The sequence below is a fragment of the Desulfosporosinus sp. genome (assembly GCF_014237355.1).
Classification (GTDB): domain Bacteria; phylum Bacillota; class Desulfitobacteriia; order Desulfitobacteriales; family Desulfitobacteriaceae; genus Desulfosporosinus.
In genome coordinates this window covers 54,780-72,087 of record NZ_JABZFS010000015.1, presented here as the reverse complement: position 1 = coordinate 72,087, position 17,308 = coordinate 54,780, and the positions used below count along the sequence as shown (strand labels likewise).

Below are 17,308 nucleotides of genomic sequence, written 5' to 3'. Positions count from 1 at the left end.
ACCTTCTTAAATAAAGATCTAGAAGAAGGTTCTTGGCTTTCTCTTTTCTTCTAGCATGCGCTTACAACAATCCCCAAGATATCTTCTTCCTCCAAGGGCCTTTTAAGTTGATTTGATCTACTTGAAATTTTCATCAAAATATCCTCCACGATTTCATGGTTAAAATCAATCCCCTTTGCTTTTAACAACCTTAAAACCGTCTTACGACCAGAGTATTTACCGAAGGAAGTTAAATGCTGCCTTCCCACACTTTCAGGGGGAAAGGTTTGGTAATTGGCAAAGTCTTTTTGAACGCCGTCGATGTGGATAGAAGACGTATGGGTAAAAACATCTTCCCCAATAATAGGTTTGGCCCGAGAGATTTTACGTTCTGTAGCCCAGCTGACCATCATGCCGATGGAATATAAACGTTTTAAGTCAAGCCGCACCCTTTGATTAAGACTGTAGTTCAGCCCAACCGCAACTTCTTCGAGGGCAGCGTTCCCGGCTCTTTCTCCGATTCCTCCAACTGTAACGCTAATTGCTTGAAAACCAGCTTGAACCGCTGCGAGAGAATTAGCTGTTGCCATACCTAAGTCATTATGAGCATGAAATTCCAAAGGGATATTAGAAACACTCACTAATTCTTGGAGAGTAAAAAACACTTTCAGCGGCTCAAGAATTCCTGTCGTATCTGCAAAACGCACCCGATTCACTCCTAGCTTTTCAGCCTCAAATAATATCTCTTTGAGAAAGGAAAACTCTGCTCGACTGGCATCTTCAAGCCCAAGAACGATATAGCCAACTTCTTTTCTGGCGTTATGGATACATTGTCCCATTTGCTCAAGAACCCAAGCTCGGTCTTTTCTCAATTTGTTCTTAATCTGTTGGTCAGAAGTGGGAATGGAAATGGCCACTCCCTCGATTCCTGTTTTGTAACTTGCCTGAAGATCTGATAAAACCGCCCGATTCCAGGTGATCAGACGTACGGGCAGCCTTAGAGAAACTAATTGAGAGATCGTTTTAATCTCTGACCCGCTCATGGCAGGCACTCCTACTTCCAATTCATCAATCCCAGCCTCTACCAGAGCCCTCGCAATCATTTCTTTTTGATGGAGGCCGAAGGCTACACCAGGGGCTTGCTCACCGTCTCTTAAGGTTGTATCACACAACAAAACCCTTTGTCCCATCTCCAATAATCCTTTTTTCATATCTATAACACTCCAATTGCATCTGCACGGCATTGTTGACAGTGGCTCATTTGGGGAAGAATTGAACCCAGTATGCTGCGGTAATTTTTAATCAGTTCTTTAGGCGGGGCCATTTTATGAGCGAATTTTGCTTGAGGAATCAAAGGGAGTAAATTGTGAATATGTGCTCCTCGTTTCTTAACCTCTAAAGCCAAACTATATAAAAGGTGCTCGTTGATCCCCGGAATAACCACCGTGTTGACTTTTACAGTCATTCCAGCCTTTGACGCCATCTCAAGTCCGGTTAATTGATGATCGATCAGTACCCTTGCTGCATCAGGACCAATCATAGTTTTTCCTCCCCAGCGAACATAACTATAAATTTTAGCCCCCAATTGTTCATCAAGTGTATTGATGGTAATTGTAACGTGAGATACTCCTATCTCCATCAATTCAGGCAGTTTTTCCGGCAAAAGAAGTCCATTAGTACTTAAACAAAAAATCATATCCGGAAAGTTCTGCTTCACATTTCTCAAGGTTTGAAAGGTTTCTTCATTAGCTAAGGGTTCTCCAGGCCCGGCAATTCCAACCACCGTAAGTTTTGATCCAATAGGAGAGGATTTAGCTTTCCTGACTGTTTCAATCCCTTCATCCGGATTGATGACCTTACTGGTTACTCCCGGACGAGATTCGTTGGCACAATCAAATTTGCGCACACAGTAATTGCACGATATATTGCACTCTGGTGCTACCGCTAAGTGTATTCGTCCGGTTCTGCCATGCCCGGAGGTTGAAAAACAGGGATGTCCCTGATTTAAATGCGGATTACTCATTCTCCCATGATTACATTCTCTATGCATAGTTATCTCTCCCATCGTTCTCGCGCCTGTGCCTCGCGCCTATTTTTCCTTAAACCTATAACAGTGTCGTATGCAGATACTGCCACAAGCCTGGCAGCCGATACACTGATCCTTATTAGCAATGATCGCAACGTGCCGCTCTGTCCCCTCATCATCCTCAAAACTTTCCAGACCTAAGCATTTTCGCACACATAATTTCACACACCGTCCACACCCAAGGCACAAGGAATTATCTATTGCTTCCACAAACTGTGGCGTCCAAGGCAATCCGCCAAAGGTTTTGTAAATCAGTCCTTCACTCATTTCCATCCTCCTATAGGGTTTCTAACAGTCGCCCACTTTCTTCTTTAACCAAGGCGGTAATTTTTTGGAAAGCAGTAATTTGTTCAACTTATTGAGTTCATCAACAATCTCCGCCCCGACAGGCACTTTCAAGGGATGAATACCGCACTGAACTAAACGAGCTGCTGCGGGACCCCCAATTTGTGTGCAATAGACTATCGCACATTCTTTAAGCATTCGAAGGCGTACATCCACCTTATCATTCGATTCCATCATATCCTCAGAGGATAGAGATGTATGGATGATCCCTTGAGGTCCCCCAGTAAACTTATACATCTCAAACCTAGGGGCGGAAGCAAAATGCGAGTCAATTGTTTTCCCATCGCTGCTGGCAAAGGCTATAAGCATACCTTTAACCTCCCTCTATTCCTAAGACCTTCTCTCGATATCTCCTCATTCTCAGTAGTTCGTTCTATAAAGTATTGACTTAGTGACCCTTCTCCCTAACTTAAGGAATTCAAAGTGTCAAAGAGAAATTGTTGAGTGCCTGAATAGCCAATCCAGCATTTTTGTGGATAACCTACCCAATCAAACACTGGCAAGCCCGCTCTTAAATGCGGAAGCTTAAGCACCCCTGCGGCTTGACGACCATTTGAATTGGCAATAATTAACCTGCTTCGACCCCCTCGTTCCTCGAGTGTTTCCAGATCTCCCACTTCGATGGGGATGGGTAAAGATAATTTATGGATACCTGCCCGAGATGCTGCCAAGGCTACAGAAATCTCAGCACCTACCTCGACCAAACAAGAAGCCAAACTATACAGCAGATCCATCTCTAAAGCTATGGCTGTCTTTAGGCTCCCTAGCTGGTCATGATAGTCAGCTAGGGTATCCAACAAGCGGCTTCTTTGACGGAGGAGCTTCTCTGGTATGGGCTTACCTGATAATCTGGCCAGAGTCAGTACAAATTCGTCAGTTGCTGCAAGGCCAGTTATTGAAGGAAAATTATAATGAGGAATTTCATGGGTTCGTTTGAGTATTTCTCCCGATGTTTCCATACTCAGACCAAAGGACAGACACGCTTTACATTTAGGCAGACGCTGAAAATCTTCTAGCAACGTTCCACCCTGAACCACCGGGGCTGCTTCCAGTTCGGCATGCCCATCCAGAGAAATTGAAAGATCTGGAATTGTAATCGGGCTAAATCCAAATTCCATAACGATCTCTTTTAGTTCATCCACATCCCCTGGAGTTAAATGACAGCCAGGCAATAATGCGATAGACGGTACAGAGTGATCGTTGAATGTTGAGTTGAATTTAGAACCAGATGGTTCGAGGGTCTTGCTTGAAGGACCGGCCAAGGTCGTAAGCAATGCCTCTACCGTCCGTTGATAACCTTCTTGCATTGAACCCATATAGTCCGGCGTGCTAGCGAGTACTATGGGCAACTCCTTTAAATCCGGCCTTTCCGAGCGAAGGCTAGACAGTGCACTGACCATGTCATCTCCATAGGTTTCCGTCAATCCTGTGCTCATCACGCCAATAATTTGCGGCTTATACTTATCGGCTGCCACTTCTATTCCTTTTTTAAGATGCTCCCAACCGCCAAAAATCACGGAGTCTTCGAGAAGGGCCGTCGAATTTAGGGGAATAGGTTCCTTGTAATGCCTGGAAAGCTGTAAGCGAATGAAGGAGGAACACCCCTGAGAACCATGGAGTAAGGCCAAAAGTCCATTAATACCAAGGTAAGCCAGCGTCGCCCCCAGGGCTGGACTGTTTTTCTGTGGATTCCCCTCATAATGTCTCGTCTTATTTGTATTAGTAGGATTAGTCAACTTGTTCACCTTCCTTCGGGGGAAATTCACGTCTCAGATGCCCCCAAACAGGACTGAGCACCGTGCGAGTTAAGGTTTCGGCGAAGGTAATCATCCCTTTATAACCGGCATAGGGAAGCTTTCGTCCGTGGTTAATATCTAAAAAGGGTGTTCTTGTCTTATGGGCCAAATACTTTGTTTTCCCTCCAGCGACGATTAGATCTGGTTTCTTCTCCGCAATAATCTTGAGAAAACCTGCCGAACTTGTATCTTCAATGATCTGAGCCGAAGGATCCATCAGTTCTTTCATACGCTGGAAATCTTCAGGTGTTGAGTTTTGGGTTCCTCCAGCTAAGATATTGATTCCTAATTCGGCCAAGGTCGACACCATTGACCAAGTTTTAACCCCGCCCGTAAACAAGATAGCCTGTTTATTCTCAAGTAATGCTTTGTAACCTGCGATGGCCTTCCGTGTTTCCTCTTCCTTCTTGCCAACATAGACCAAGGTCCTTTCCAACAAATCAGGATCACCTAGGGCTTTGGCAATCTTGATCAAGGTATCAGAAGTGTCATGAATACCATAAAAGGACCCCTCCATAAAGGGAATACCATAGCGGTTTTTCATTTTCCTGACTAGGTTGGTCAGGCTTTTGGAGCAAATAAGCACATTAAGGCTAGCTCTATGAGCTGAGCGTAAGTCCTCGAATTTCGCATCTCCTGTAATGGCCGTTTGAAGTTTGATCCCTAAGTTTTTTAAGTCGGGTAAAACTCCCCAAAGATCTCCCGCAATGTTATACTCCCCGATCAAGTTAATGGAAAGGGGTATTTTCTCACTAGGCCCCGACCCAGTCCCTATAACACGATCATATAAGACTTCCCCTGCAATACGATTTCCGATATTCTTATCTCCCAAAAAACCTGGGCAATTAACCGCAATCACCGGAATCGTCAGTTCGGTTTCCGCTTCTTGACATATCTTTTCTACGTCATCTCCTATTAACGAGGAGACACAAGTTGCATAGACAAAAATTGCTTTTGGATCATGATTCGCCGCGATTTCCAAGATTGAATCTTTCAGCTTAGTTTCGCCGCCATAGATTACATCATTCTCCATAATGTCTGTGGTCAGCCCCCGGCGGAAGAGCTGGGAACCGGAGGAGCGAGCTCCTCGGTTATCCCAAGAGTTTCCGGCACAAGCAATGGGTCCGTGAACAAGGTGGGCTGCGTCCGTAATGGGCATAAGCACAACTCGTGCCCCGTCATAAGCGCAACTTCTCTCTGCGCCCTCGCCAGGCAGGGCCTTCATGCATAATTTTGGTGAACCGGCATCTGACATGCATTTCTTATCTTTGAGATCCAATTTTGTAAGATTGGTAAACACAAAGACCCCTCCGTTCTTTAACGCATCATTTCAAAGTAGGTGTCTGAAGAAGTCCTATCTTTCTCCTCCAAAAACGTATTAACAATCATGGTTATCATATTAATCACTCCGGAATACCCAACGATGGGATAACGATGAAGATTCACCCGATCCGTGATGGGAAAACCTATTCTCACGAGAGGAATATTGGCATCACGTGCAGCCCACTTGCCATGGGAGTCACCGATTAACATATCTACCGGGTCCGTGACCAGAAGAGATCTGAGATGCCAAAGGTCTTTGCCGGCATAGAGTGTAGCCCCTTGACCATAAGGGCTGGACCCCAGCAAACGTTCCATGGCTTTCTTAAATAAAGGGGTGGAATTTGAACAAACAATGTGGACTGGTTCTCCTCCCATTTCAAGCAGAAATGAGACGAGTCCTATCAGAACATCAGGATCACCAAACAGGGCAAATTTCTTACCATGAATATATTGATGGGCATCCGTCATAGCATCAATGGAGCGTCCCCGTTCAAGGGTGATTTCCTCTGGTACGCCTTTGCCAGTGAATTTGGCAACGGCTTCTATGAATTTGTCCGTTCCCCCGACCCCTATGGGCATAGAAATCACTTCCACCGGAACTTCCTTACTAGCCAGGTATTTTCGGGTTGTCGGAGTAGAATAGGTTTGTGCAAATAAGAAACTTGCAGCGTTTAGAGCATCCTTCATTTCTGTAATGGGTGTCCCTCCAGGATATAATTCATAGGTGCCCAAATTAGGAGCATCCAGAACCTCACTCTGGTCAGGTAAAAGGGTATAAGGTGACTCCATCACTTTAAGAAGCCGTTTATACTCTCGAAGATTGGCGGTATAAGTGTCAAAACCAGGAACAACATAAAGTCGGTCATTCAGTTTATCCTCTTGTCTAGGCGTAGCCAGGCAGTCAATAAGACCTTTGAGCATCGAGTCATACCCTGTAATATGTGACCCCTTAAAGCTCGGAGTATTAGCTAAAGCAACCGGTAAATCCTTGGGAATTGCCTCTTGGTCTTTGGCATTGCCTAAATAGGCATTGATGTCATCCCCAATGACTTCTGCCATACAGCTCGTAAATACAGAGATCACTTGGGGGCTATAAAGTGTATTAGCATTCTTCAAACCTTCGATAAGATTAGACTGCCCTCCAAACACCGCAGAATCCTCAGTCATTGAATCGGATACTGCTGCGACAGGTTCTCTGTAATGGCGGGATAAGGTGCTACGAAAATAGGCGGCGCATCCTTGAGAACCGTGAACAAAGGGGAGGCTGCCTTCAATTCCTAAGGCACAAAGCAAGGCGCCAAGGGGTTGGCAAGCTTTGGCAGGATTGATGACCAGCTTTTCACGAGCAAAATTCTTTTCTCGGTATTCTTGAGTATTAAGCCAATCGTTTGTTACCTTAGTACAAGTTTCCATGTGTGACATCCTTTCTGCCCAATTAATTTTAATGGCTCTAACCCCTTCTTATTTCCAAGGAGCTTTGATTGCTTTCCAGGTTGGGCTGTTAATGGCCATATCCATATCCCGGGCAAAGATGGGGAATCCTTCGTAACCGTGATAGGGGCCTGAATAATCCCATGAATGCATTTGCCGGAAGGGAAGGCCCATTTTCTCAAAAACATACTTTTCTTTGATTCCCGACCCCACTAAATCAGGTTTTAACTTCTTCACGAACTCTTCAAGCTCTAAAGCTGTCACATCGTCATAAATCAACGTTCCTTCCTTTAATGCCGGAATGGTCTTCTCATAATCCTCCTTATGGGCAAACTCGTAACCCGTTCCAATAACCTCCATGCCCAAATCTTCATAAGCTCCCACAATGTGTCTCGGTCGAAGCCCTCCTACATAAAGCATGACGCTTTTTCCTTCCAGACGCGGGCGGTAGGTATCAATCACCTTTTGCATGGGTGCTGTATATTTTTCGATGACTTTCAGAGCTTTTTCCATAATACTTTCATCAAATTGGGCAGCAATTTTAAGAATTGATTCCTTAATTTTTGTTGGCCCGAAGAAATTGAATTCAATCCATGGAGTTCCATAAGTTTCTTCCATGTATTTAGCAATATAATTCATACTTCTAAAGCAGTGGATTAAATTAAGCTTGACTAAATGACCATTCTGAAGCATCTCCAAGGTAGAGTCCCCCGTCCAAATGTTGACCACCTTTAAACCCATTTCCTCCAGAATTTTTTTACTAGCCCAGGCATCTCCGCCGATATTATAATCGCCGATAATTCCAATGTCGTAGGGTCCGATTTCTCTAGCTGGACCTTTACCTATCAGATGATCCCGAATAGCATCATTAGCGATATGATGGCCAAGGGACTGGCTTATTCCCCTAAACCCTTCACAACGAACTGGAATGACTGGAAGGTTATGTTCCAGACTTGTTCGTCGAGCAACGCTTTCAATGTCATCTCCAATCAGTCCGACGGGGCATTCTGATAAAACAGAAACTCCTTTAGCATTCGGGAAAAGCCCCACAACCTCACTGATTATTTTTTCCAACTTTTTGTCCCCGCCGTAAATGATATCGCTTTCCTGAAAGTCCGAGGTGAATAAAAACGGCACAAAGTTGTCAACTCCGATTTCTCCATCTGCCAGGTTCCGGCGGTTGCCCCAAGAATAATAGCCACACCCTACCGGTCCATGGGAAATATGCACCACATCCTTAACAGGTCCCCAAACAACCCCTTTAGCCCCTGCGTAAGCACATCCCCGAGCGGTCATGATACCAGGCACGGTTTTCGTATTGGATTTGACCGCGCAGCTAGAACACTCACTGTCTTTAACCGCAATATGCTGTCTCCGATTCTTTTTGGCCTTTTCCGGATAAATCTCCAAAACCTCTTCCACCACTTGTTTTCGGAAATCTATTGTCTCCCGTGTGCTCATAACCCTGTCCTCCCTCATATCTCCATCGTTGATCAACCTTACATCTCCATGATCCCGAATTCCATCATTAAATCTTCCAAGGCATCCATCGAAAGCGGCGTGGGGATGGTCATCATGGTATTACTTTCAATTTTTTTAGCTAAGGCTCGATACTCATCTGCCTGTTTATGGGTTGGGTTATATTCGATAACGGTCATTTTACGCACTTCAGCACGTTGCACCTCATTATCCCTAGGCATAAAGTGAATCATTTGGGTATTTAAAGCTTTAGCCAAGGCTTCAATTAATTCATTCTCTTTGTCAGTTTGGCGACTGTTACAGATCAAGCCTCCCAGACGAACAGTCCCAGTTTGTGCATATTTTAAGATTCCTTTGGAGATGTTGTTGGCTGCATACATGGCCATCATTTCACCTGAAGTTACAATATAAATTTCCTTAGCCTTATTCTCGCGGATCGGCATTGCAAATCCACCGCATACTACGTCCCCTAAGACATCGTAAAAAACATAATCCGTATCTGTTGTATAGGCACCGTTTTCTTCCAAAAAGTTAATGGCGGTAATAACTCCTCGACCGGCACAGCCGACTCCTGGTTCTGGTCCCCCAGATTCTGAACAGCGAACCCCTAAATACCCTTCCACTAACACATCTTCCAGCTCTAGATCTTCAACCGTCCCTCTTTCCCGGGCTAAGTCCATCACCGTGGTTTGAGCTTTACTGTGCAAAATCAAACGCGTAGAATCTGCTTTGGGATCACAGCCCACAATCGTAACTTTCCTGCCCATTTCAGCCAGTGCTACCACTGTATTTTGGGTCGTGGTTGATTTCCCAATCCCACCTTTGCCGTAAATTGCAATTTGTCTCATGTCAATACATCTCCTTATCTAAAATGAATCAAATTCTTCGCTGCCCTATACAACAGCTTCACTTCCCAGTTCTCCAGTACGAACTCGAATAACCTCTTGCAAAGGACAGACAAAGATTTTACCGTCCCCCATGTGACCCGTTTGATTGGCCTTAACAATCACATCGATAACCTCTTCAACTTGATCATCCTGCACTACAATGGTTAACAAGCGTTTGGGAATCCAATCAAATTTCGGCTCATCGGCGGGTTTGTTCTTTAGCAGCGCATTCAATTCAGGATCCACTTCCGCAGCCCATCCTCCGATGCCGCCCTGCTTCCCACGACCCTCCACACTTTGAATCGTCAAAGCAGGAAAGCCTGCATCTTCAAAAGCCTTCTTTGTCGCCGGTACCTGATGACGTCGAATCACCATCATAATTTCCTTCATAGTTACAACCCCTTTGTGCCATTACTTACGGTATAGGCTTCTACTACTTCAGTCACAAAGACTTTCCCGTCCCCCATAGTCCCGGTTTTGGCATTTTCAAGAATTACGGTCAGAGCTTCCTCCAGTTTTTCATCTTCAACAACCATTAGCAGCATGGTCTTAGGGAACTCATCATAGACAACATCCCCAATCCGAATTCCTTTGGTTCTACCCCGACCAAAAACGTGCATTTTCGTCAGTGAGGGCAATCCAGCCAGTGCTAGGGCCTCAGCCACACCCTCCGTTTTATCCGGTCTTACGATGGCTCTAATCATTTTCATATAGTTCATCCTCCTTAAAATTGAATTGAATTCATCTAATCATGAGTCTCATAACGTTTACATTTAGCGCCGTAGAGTGAGTATCGCCGAGCCGCCTTTCCCCATAACGGCGAGGAGCTCGTCTTCGCCATCGCATCACCTCCCTTAATCAAAACTCGACATATCCAAAATTCATCCATGAGGTTCTAATTATTATTAAAGAAAAAGACAAAGAGAGCCCTTAATTCGTAATAATTAAGGGCTCTCTAAAAACACTTTTCCGCTCCAAATCTTCTCAGATTTGGTGCCCGGTTATGAAATTATACTAGTCTCCTAGAAGACTATATCACTTAATACTCTAGTAACTTCAACCACTTTATCACTTTTGGTACTCTAAGAACTCTTCCCTTGAAACACTTAACCTTCACTCACTCTACTCAAAGATGCATAACTCCCAGTCCTATACGAGCGTGTTCCAAGAGAGGATGGAGAGACGAACGACCATATATTGCTACCGCAATCCATTCAGAATCCGTTGTCAAACCAATTTTCAGAGCAAAACTGGCATTACTGTTCGTATGAATAAAGATACTGTTGCTGGCTTCTAACGTGGCATGTACAAGGGCGTGTATCTTCCGATCTTCTTTGGGAATGACCCCTGTATTAAACGCAGTTGCCATCACCGAATTGGTAAGCTTACCCGTATGTTGGAGATTCGCTACAGTTCCTCCAAGTTCCGTCACACCGCAACGTAAATTAAACGATTCATATAGAGATTTCTTAAGCGCCGCCTCTTCCTCTCTCGTCTCTGTCATAGCTAAAAATAAGGCTGACCGTTCTAAGGAAGGTTTCACTTTTTCCATGGATACGGATACTTTCAACTTTGCCCTCCCCCTTCCTAACAATAGCACTGCTTGGTCCAACCTTAAAGGATGGCCGAGTTTCCCTGGAACATTTTTCATCATCTGCTGGTGCTGCACAGCGGCATGAAAGGCTAACCTGAAAATAAGTTTAGGTTAATGTCATCCTGAGCGATAGCGAAGGATCTAGATCCTTCGCTATCGCTCAGGATGACATAGCGCTCAAGTTGATTTCATAGCAATGACAAAAGCGCACTGTAGTTTTTCATTCATCAGTGGTGCCCAAAGCAGCAGCATGGGGGTCTGATAGTACCAAAAAAAGCCGCCAGATATCTTTAAGATATCTTGACGGCTCCATTGCCCAATACTTAACATTAAGTATATACCATATAGTACTTGACATTTCGCCCATTGTCACCACTCAAAAAAGCACATATTTGTGTAATACTATTAAATATATCCCGTTTAAGTTACTGTATTAGACTGTTACGCCGTATTACTTAATAATTGGCCTTCAGCTTTGCAGAACCAGTCACTTCAAAAATTCGAAATAGTTGCTCCGAATAATTTTATCGGCAATTTCCACCCCAAGCAGGGCACCTGCCCGCTCTTTTTCAGAGGGAGAACTTCCCACTAGCTGCCCATTTGCTAAAACCGCAAAATCCCTTTTAGTATTCAGGAGATTTCGGCCCATTGCCGTACCCTGATACTCCTGAGGATCTACCCCCATGAGATAGGCTAAGGTTGGCAATAGATCAATCTGCCCACCAGTCGTCTTAATCTCCTCGCCTCTCATCTCCTTTGAATAAATAATTAGGGGTATTTGGTTATACCCTTCAAGCCACCAACGTTCCGGGTTCTTCAGCTGCCTTATCTCGTCATCGTAAAACTTGTGCACCCCAGTGTGATCGCCGGACAGAGCAATAACTGTATTGTTTAGTAATCCGTCCTTGTCCAATTTATCGATAAACGCCCCAATTTGTTGATCCGTGTAATGAATGCTCTGAAAATATCCGCCCAACTTAGATTCATTTAGAACTGGGTCTAACTTCAAACCCCAATATTCGGGTGGCATATCAAACGGAGCATGACTGGTAAGTGTGACAAGGAACGTATAAAAGGGCTGTTTTTCCTCCTTGATCAGCGACCCTACCTGCCTAAGATAACTCCCGTCACTAATGCCCAAGCCAATCCGTTCGTCCATTTGAAAATAACTTTCATCAATGGTCCTTTGAAATCCGATTGCAGTAAGAGCCTGACGCCAGTTCCAATACCCTCCCTTGTCAGGATGGATAGCCAACGTCTGATAACCATGCCCTTCCAGAATTTTGGGTAGTGAATTATAGGTATTACCAGGGAACCGGAAGAATGTAGACCCCTGACGCACCGGATACACAGAAGTGTTGGTCATTAAGTCAGCATCCGAACTCGTACCATTCCACACTTGTTCGTAGAAATTGGAAAAATACAAGCTATTGTTTAACAGTCTATTCAAGTTCGGCGTAATCTCCTGGTCATTAACACGCTTCCCGATCACAAAATTCTCAAGAGATTCTACTTGCAAAACTATAAGATTTTTCCCCTGAAACTTGCCTGAATAGTTATTTGGTGGAAGTTTCTCTTGATTATCTAGAAACCACGCTTCGACTCGCTGTCTATCCTCCCCACTTAAGAAAAGCGGTTCACTATCTTCCCAGTAATTATAAACATCAAAGAGATGATAACCAGCGGGCGAGAGGTTTGACATGGTCTGGTTCGGTGACCAAGAACGTTTAAACAAGTAATATCCAGTATCTTTACCTAATACGTCCACCACAAGATGATTAATAAGGAGATAACTTGATGAAGAAAGCACCAACATTAAGAAAATCGGGAAACTGCGTGCCACGGATTTAAACCTTGGTGCTGCTTTATATCCAACCAGCATAAGCAAGATAATATCAATCCCAAACACTAGATCAATCGGCCGCAACATGGAAACAATGCTCGCAAAAAGATTGTCCAAATTCGAAGACTGGGATAATGCAAAAACTGAAAAGAAATTCCCAAATGCTCTAAAATTCATTAAGTCCACAATTATTATAAATGACATAAGCAAATTAAAGATCACCAGCGCCCAGTAATGAAGCTGCCCTCTTAACAGAAAAGTAACGCTAAGAAAGGCCACTTCAAAGCATATATAGACCAAGGGAAATGGCGGATTGGTAACCAGTTCAAATGCTTTAATTAAGTTGAAGTGCACCCCGTCATTGTTTACTAAACCTAAAAAGAAGAAGGATTTGAGCATTATGACGAACCAAGTGTAGTGAAACAGCTTTTCATGATGTCGTAAGCGGTGCAGACTTGCTTGCAATGAGTGTAACGAAATTGTAGGGTAACCCTCTTGAGTTCTGATAGTCGTTTGTTCTACTTGCTGCAATAAACTCATTCCTTCACTACAATTTGAGGATATCGACGCTTTGATTTCCTAGTGAGCTCCAATCTTTCGTCTCACCAATCCCATCACTTGCTCAAACTCTTTCATCTTCAAGAGCTTCGCCATCCCAGCAAAGACCAGAGCGCCAATGCCTGTTCCGGTAATCAGCACGATGACCGAAGCGATGGTACTGATCCCAATCAATGGAATCAGCCATTCACTCCACACCCAGATTACCACCGCCATAAGCAGCGACGCCACTAAGGATTTTAAGCTTGTCCAAAACATAGCCCAGCCGTCCATTTGCCCTATCTTCTTGCGCAGAAGGTAGAACAAAAGAAGCATATTCACAAACGCTGCAATCGTTGTAGCAAAAGCTAACCCCCCATGAGCTAGTGGACCAATCAATAAATACATGGCTAAAATATTAACAGCCATAGCAATAATTCCTAAAATAACAGGTGTCCAAGTATCTTGAAGGGCATAAAATGCCCGGGGCAAAATCTGAATCACCGCTTGCGAAGATATCCCAAGCGAAAAATAAAATAAAGGAATTGCCATTATCAATGTATCCTTCGCCGTGAACTGACCATGCTCAAACAAAACCCGAATCAAGGGAAAACGCAAGACGATCATGCCAATCGAAATGGGTAGAGTGATAAAAATAACCATACGAATGGCATTGGATAACGTCTGCCGAAAATCATCCCACCGTTTCAGGGCAGCTTGTTCCGTCAACGTTGGAAAGGTCGCCACCGCAATCGCTAAAGCGAAGATCCCCACTGGTAACTGGAAAAGGCGGTAAGAATACCAGACAGCAGTAATGCTCCCCGGGAACATCATCGACCCAAAATTATTATTGACCACCACCTGAATTTGGTTCAGAGAATAACTGAGAATAATAGGCACAGCCAAAGCCCCTATCAAACGAACACCTGGATGCCGCCAGTCAATGATCGGATAATAACGTATCCCCACTTTCCGCAAAGCAGGGATTTGAACCGCAAAATTAGCAATCGCTCCAAAAACAACCCCAAAAGCAAACCCAGAGATACTTTCAGGCTTGGCCGGATCCGCCAGAATCGTCCCAAAAAAAATAACACTCGCATTGTAAAGCACTGTCCCCACTGCAGAGGGCCAAAAAATCTTATAAGAATTTAAGATCCCCATCGTCAACCCGCTTAAGGCCATAAATAAAGGCTGAAGCAAGAGAATTCGAGTTAAGTGGGTAGCAAGGACCATGTTTTCAGGTGCAAACCCAGGAACCACTAGACGAATAAACTGAGGAGTTAAAAAAAGCCCCATTAAAACGAGCACCCCAAGGGTAAGCAGAATTAAATTCACAACAGAGCTAGCTACCCGCCAACCCTCATCCTCATCGCCCTTGGCTATATATTCAGAAAAGACAGGAATAAAGGCGGCACTTAAAACTCCGCCCACTAACAACCAATATAATAAATCCGGAAGAACAAATGCCGTGTTATAAGCATCCGTAACCCCACTCTGACCATAAAAACCCGCCATCAATGTTTCGCGTAAAAAACCTAAAATCCGCGAGATCAATTGAGCAGCCATTAAAAACCCAGCTGCTTTCATAAGTGTTCGGTTGGTTGATGACATATAGAACTAACCTCTTCCCCTATCGCTCTCTGCCATCCGAATTATAGCACTTTTCCCCAGGCGAAAAAAGAGCAACCCTCCCTAAACTTACATGCACCTTTGCGTCAAAGACGCAAACAGCCCCAAAACGAAGTCTAACCCCCGTCCACTCCCCGTCGACCCCAAAGCCAGAGGAAGTTTCTTAGCTTAGAGAGCATGTGAGAGGAATCGCGTCAATGAGCGCAGACGACGAGGCGTGAAGGAAACGCAACGGTTCACATGCAGTAAAGCCCAGAGGTTTTGCGTTTTAGCCTCGGCGGCAAGTGAATAGCGATGGAACGAGTGCGAACGGGCTAAGAAACTTCCTCCCCTAACCACTCTGCCAAAATCTCCGCTACAGCCTCTGCCGCCCCATTAGCTTCATCTAAGGTATTATACTGACTTCCAAATTCCAGCAACAAGCCACCCTCAGAAAGGTGTTGATTATACCGTGCATCCGCTGCATAACTAATATTTGGTGCAAAAAGCCCAGGATAATTTTTTTCAGCGATAGCCATCAGTTCCTTAGCCAACGCTTCGTTCTTCTCCCAGTGGGGATTCTTCTTCCCAATAACAACCAAAACCTTACTGACTTTCCGGTCCTTAACCGAAACAGTTGCCTTCGGGAATCCGGGGGGAAGACCATCCCGATGAACATCGATTAAAATCTTTAACGAAGGATAATCCTTAGCCAATTGAGTTGCCGTCTTTAATGATTCACTATAGGCTTTCATGAAATCCACCGCATCATGGATTGTCCGATCGTGAACTGCACCCACTCCGTTTTGCTCAAGGGCGTTTTTCAAAGTTGCTCCAACCGAAACAATATCTCCGTTTTCTCCCTGTACCCGATCAGGACCGCCATTCCCCGCATAACTTTCACTATTATGAGTATTATAAATCCCTACGACCACTTCCTTGGCACCAGGCACGGGAGGAGTCAGATTGGGAACCCTATTTTGATCAGGTGTTTGAGGTTCAATCGGTTCAAGAATTGGGCCTTCAAACTCAGGATCATCGGGATTATATGCCCAACCTAACCAAACCGGACCTTGTGGAGGAGGAGAATAATAACCAAGAAAAAATGTACGCGGATCTGAAATATTAACACCTGTCAATAAAAACATGCTCACTGCTGCACCTTGATGCCTTGCTAAGTCCAAACGAGCCCGCTCCGGTTGAGAATAACCCGGAGCCCCTTCTAAGAGAATTGCTTCGAAGGGAAATGCTTGCTGAGTTAAAAAATGAATGAATTGGTGAGAACTCCCGCTACGAAGAGCATAAGCTAATCCTAAAATAAGTATAAAGCTTACGATCCCGAGCAAAAACCCCCGCATCCATTCTCTGAATGTCCAAATCCTAAAATTATTTTTTCTTCTATGATAAAAATCTTCCCGTAACAAAGGACTTGTCCCCCCTTCCTCTTATTGAAGAAGTATGAAGAACAAGTCCACAGTAGAACCAGTAAATACTTTTTTTGAATATATTTTAGTCTATACTATGTTTATCGTAGCGTTGTTGGAACAAAGCTATCAATAATCCCAATAACTAGGGAAGCTAGTAAAGCACCAATAATGGAGACGGAAATGGAGCCTGGTACAAGGAACTGGCTGAAGTAAATAACAACGGCTGCTGTTAGAAAACCAACCGTACCTCGTCCCATACGTGTAATCTTATCTCCGAACAACCTTTCAATCACATAACCCATTATGGCAATTACCGCAGCTGCAACTAAAGCTCCCGTAAAACCAGCGACACGAAGTCCCGGAACGATCCAACTTACTAAAAGCAACACCAGAGCTGATACAATAAAGCGAACGATCATTCCTACCATTGCAAGACCCTCCAATCATTATTTTTGCTACACTAACGTGTTTAATCTGATACAAGGTTTAGTTTAAACAAAATGATCCATATTTATTTACATTGCATTAATTTCCTGATTTTCTAGGACTGCATTTAACAATAACAACAAATTTAACTATTTTCCTTGATAATTCCGAGCCCTGATGTTAAAATATAGTTTGTGCAACAATTAGAGAGAATATCTACCAAAGGGGGTGACTATTAGTGCCAAACATTAAATCCGCCATTAAAAGAGTTGAGTTGGGAAAAGCTCGCACGATTAAAAATGCTGCTGCAAAATCTGCTCTACGGACAACCCTTCGCCGTTTTGAAGAAGCAATCAGCACGGATTCCGAGACTGCAGCACTCGCTTTGAAAAGGGCTGCTCGTGCTTTGGATAAAGCCTCCTCCAAGGGTTTAATTCATAAAAACTTAGCTGCTCGCAAGAAGTCCCGTCTTACGAAACGCTTCAGCAAGCATTTTGCTCAAGTTAGCTAAACAAGACATAGCAAAAAATGAAAGCGACGAAATCGT

At 44.1% G+C, this 17,308-nt stretch carries 17 protein-coding genes; 1 reads left to right on the top strand and 16 read right to left on the bottom strand.

All coding sequences use genetic code 11. The features are described from left to right. Window positions 1-50: 50 nt before the first annotated feature. The 16 genes from HGJ98_RS03770 to HGJ98_RS03695 form a co-directional block, all read right to left on the bottom strand. On the bottom strand, window positions 51-1,169 hold the full coding sequence (locus HGJ98_RS03770) for a citramalate synthase (protein ID WP_291349754.1): 1,119 nt from the start codon (window positions 1,167-1,169) through the stop codon (window positions 51-53). Between the two features lie 23 nt (window positions 1,170-1,192). Next, window positions 1,193-2,029 (bottom strand): radical SAM protein, encoded by an 837-nt coding sequence (locus HGJ98_RS03765; RefSeq protein ID WP_291349702.1) that lies wholly within the window; start codon window positions 2,027-2,029, stop codon window positions 1,193-1,195. A 39-nt stretch (window positions 2,030-2,068) separates the two neighbouring features. Then, window positions 2,069-2,332, bottom strand: coding sequence for a ferredoxin (locus HGJ98_RS03760; protein WP_291349701.1), 264 nt, complete (start codon window positions 2,330-2,332; stop codon window positions 2,069-2,071). A 21-nt stretch (window positions 2,333-2,353) separates the two neighbouring features. Next, window positions 2,354-2,719 carry a NifB/NifX family molybdenum-iron cluster-binding protein gene (locus HGJ98_RS03755; RefSeq protein WP_291349700.1) on the bottom strand — a complete coding sequence of 122 codons (366 nt, stop codon included), beginning with the start codon at window positions 2,717-2,719 and terminating at the stop codon, window positions 2,354-2,356. 95 nt (window positions 2,720-2,814) lie between these two features. Continuing rightward, on the bottom strand, window positions 2,815-4,146 hold the full coding sequence (gene nifN, locus HGJ98_RS03750; RefSeq protein WP_291349699.1) for a nitrogenase iron-molybdenum cofactor biosynthesis protein NifN: 1,332 nt from the start codon (window positions 4,144-4,146) through the stop codon (window positions 2,815-2,817). Continuing rightward, window positions 4,139-5,506 carry a nitrogenase iron-molybdenum cofactor biosynthesis protein NifE gene (gene nifE, locus HGJ98_RS03745; protein WP_291349698.1) on the bottom strand — a complete coding sequence of 456 codons (1,368 nt, stop codon included), beginning with the start codon at window positions 5,504-5,506 and terminating at the stop codon, window positions 4,139-4,141. Before nifE ends, nifN begins: the two co-directional genes overlap by 8 nt. 17 nt (window positions 5,507-5,523) lie before the next feature. Beyond that, entirely contained in the window at window positions 5,524-6,951 is a 1,428-nt protein-coding gene (nifK, locus tag HGJ98_RS03740) for a nitrogenase molybdenum-iron protein subunit beta (RefSeq protein WP_291349697.1), read from the bottom strand. 39 nt (window positions 6,952-6,990) lie between these two features. Next, window positions 6,991-8,421, bottom strand: coding sequence for a nitrogenase molybdenum-iron protein alpha chain (gene nifD, locus HGJ98_RS03735; protein ID WP_291349696.1), 1,431 nt, complete (start codon window positions 8,419-8,421; stop codon window positions 6,991-6,993). Between the two features lie 38 nt (window positions 8,422-8,459). Further along, window positions 8,460-9,287, bottom strand: coding sequence for a nitrogenase iron protein (gene nifH, locus HGJ98_RS03730; protein WP_291349694.1), 828 nt, complete (start codon window positions 9,285-9,287; stop codon window positions 8,460-8,462). Between the two features lie 45 nt (window positions 9,288-9,332). Beyond that, complete coding sequence (locus HGJ98_RS03725; RefSeq protein ID WP_291349693.1) at window positions 9,333-9,716, bottom strand: P-II family nitrogen regulator; 384 nt, start codon at window positions 9,714-9,716, stop codon at window positions 9,333-9,335. Between the two features lie 2 nt (window positions 9,717-9,718). After that, on the bottom strand, window positions 9,719-10,036 hold the full coding sequence (locus tag HGJ98_RS03720; RefSeq protein ID WP_291349692.1) for a P-II family nitrogen regulator: 318 nt from the start codon (window positions 10,034-10,036) through the stop codon (window positions 9,719-9,721). Between the two features lie 416 nt (window positions 10,037-10,452). Beyond that, window positions 10,453-10,878, bottom strand: coding sequence for a HutP family protein (locus HGJ98_RS03715; protein WP_291349753.1), 426 nt, complete (start codon window positions 10,876-10,878; stop codon window positions 10,453-10,455). Between the two features lie 529 nt (window positions 10,879-11,407). Next, window positions 11,408-13,303 (bottom strand): LTA synthase family protein, encoded by a 1,896-nt coding sequence (locus tag HGJ98_RS03710; RefSeq protein ID WP_291349690.1) that lies wholly within the window; start codon window positions 13,301-13,303, stop codon window positions 11,408-11,410. A 39-nt stretch (window positions 13,304-13,342) separates the two neighbouring features. Further along, complete coding sequence (gene murJ, locus HGJ98_RS03705; RefSeq protein ID WP_291349689.1) at window positions 13,343-14,911, bottom strand: murein biosynthesis integral membrane protein MurJ; 1,569 nt, start codon at window positions 14,909-14,911, stop codon at window positions 13,343-13,345. 332 nt (window positions 14,912-15,243) lie between these two features. Then, window positions 15,244-16,332, bottom strand: a complete 1,089-nt coding sequence (gene spoIIP, locus HGJ98_RS03700; protein WP_291349688.1) for a stage II sporulation protein P — start codon at window positions 16,330-16,332, stop codon at window positions 15,244-15,246. 101 nt (window positions 16,333-16,433) lie between these two features. Then, window positions 16,434-16,763: a phage holin family protein gene (locus HGJ98_RS03695; RefSeq protein WP_291349687.1), complete on the bottom strand. Its 330-nt coding sequence runs from the start codon at window positions 16,761-16,763 to the stop codon at window positions 16,434-16,436. Between the two features lie 236 nt (window positions 16,764-16,999). On the opposite strand from HGJ98_RS03695, the gene rpsT reads away from it, so the two are divergent. Further along, window positions 17,000-17,272: a 30S ribosomal protein S20 gene (gene rpsT / locus HGJ98_RS03690; RefSeq protein WP_291349686.1), complete on the top strand. Its 273-nt coding sequence runs from the start codon at window positions 17,000-17,002 to the stop codon at window positions 17,270-17,272. Window positions 17,273-17,308: the final 36 nt, after the last annotated feature.

Bases quoted from the DNA above. Each gene is read 5' to 3' on its own strand.
- HGJ98_RS03770 (WP_291349754.1), bottom strand. From the start codon at position 1,169: ATGGGACAAAGGGTTTTGTTGTGTGATACAACCTTAAGAGACGGTGAG.
- HGJ98_RS03765 (WP_291349702.1), bottom strand. From the start codon at position 2,029: ATGCATAGAGAATGTAATCATGGGAGAATGAGTAATCCGCATTTAAAT.
- HGJ98_RS03760 (WP_291349701.1), bottom strand. From the start codon at position 2,332: ATGAGTGAAGGACTGATTTACAAAACCTTTGGCGGATTGCCTTGGACG.
- HGJ98_RS03755 (WP_291349700.1), bottom strand. From the start codon at position 2,719: ATGCTTATAGCCTTTGCCAGCAGCGATGGGAAAACAATTGACTCGCAT.
- nifK (WP_291349697.1), bottom strand. From the start codon at position 6,951: ATGTCACACATGGAAACTTGTACTAAGGTAACAAACGATTGGCTTAAT.
- nifD (WP_291349696.1), bottom strand. From the start codon at position 8,421: ATGAGCACACGGGAGACAATAGATTTCCGAAAACAAGTGGTGGAAGAG.
- nifH (WP_291349694.1), bottom strand. From the start codon at position 9,287: ATGAGACAAATTGCAATTTACGGCAAAGGTGGGATTGGGAAATCAACC.
- HGJ98_RS03725 (WP_291349693.1), bottom strand. From the start codon at position 9,716: ATGAAGGAAATTATGATGGTGATTCGACGTCATCAGGTACCGGCGACA.
- HGJ98_RS03720 (WP_291349692.1), bottom strand. From the start codon at position 10,036: ATGAAAATGATTAGAGCCATCGTAAGACCGGATAAAACGGAGGGTGTG.
- HGJ98_RS03715 (WP_291349753.1), bottom strand. From the start codon at position 10,878: ATGGAAAAAGTGAAACCTTCCTTAGAACGGTCAGCCTTATTTTTAGCT.
- HGJ98_RS03710 (WP_291349690.1), bottom strand. From the start codon at position 13,303: ATGAGTTTATTGCAGCAAGTAGAACAAACGACTATCAGAACTCAAGAG.
- murJ (WP_291349689.1), bottom strand. From the start codon at position 14,911: ATGTCATCAACCAACCGAACACTTATGAAAGCAGCTGGGTTTTTAATG.
- HGJ98_RS03695 (WP_291349687.1), bottom strand. From the start codon at position 16,763: ATGGTAGGAATGATCGTTCGCTTTATTGTATCAGCTCTGGTGTTGCTT.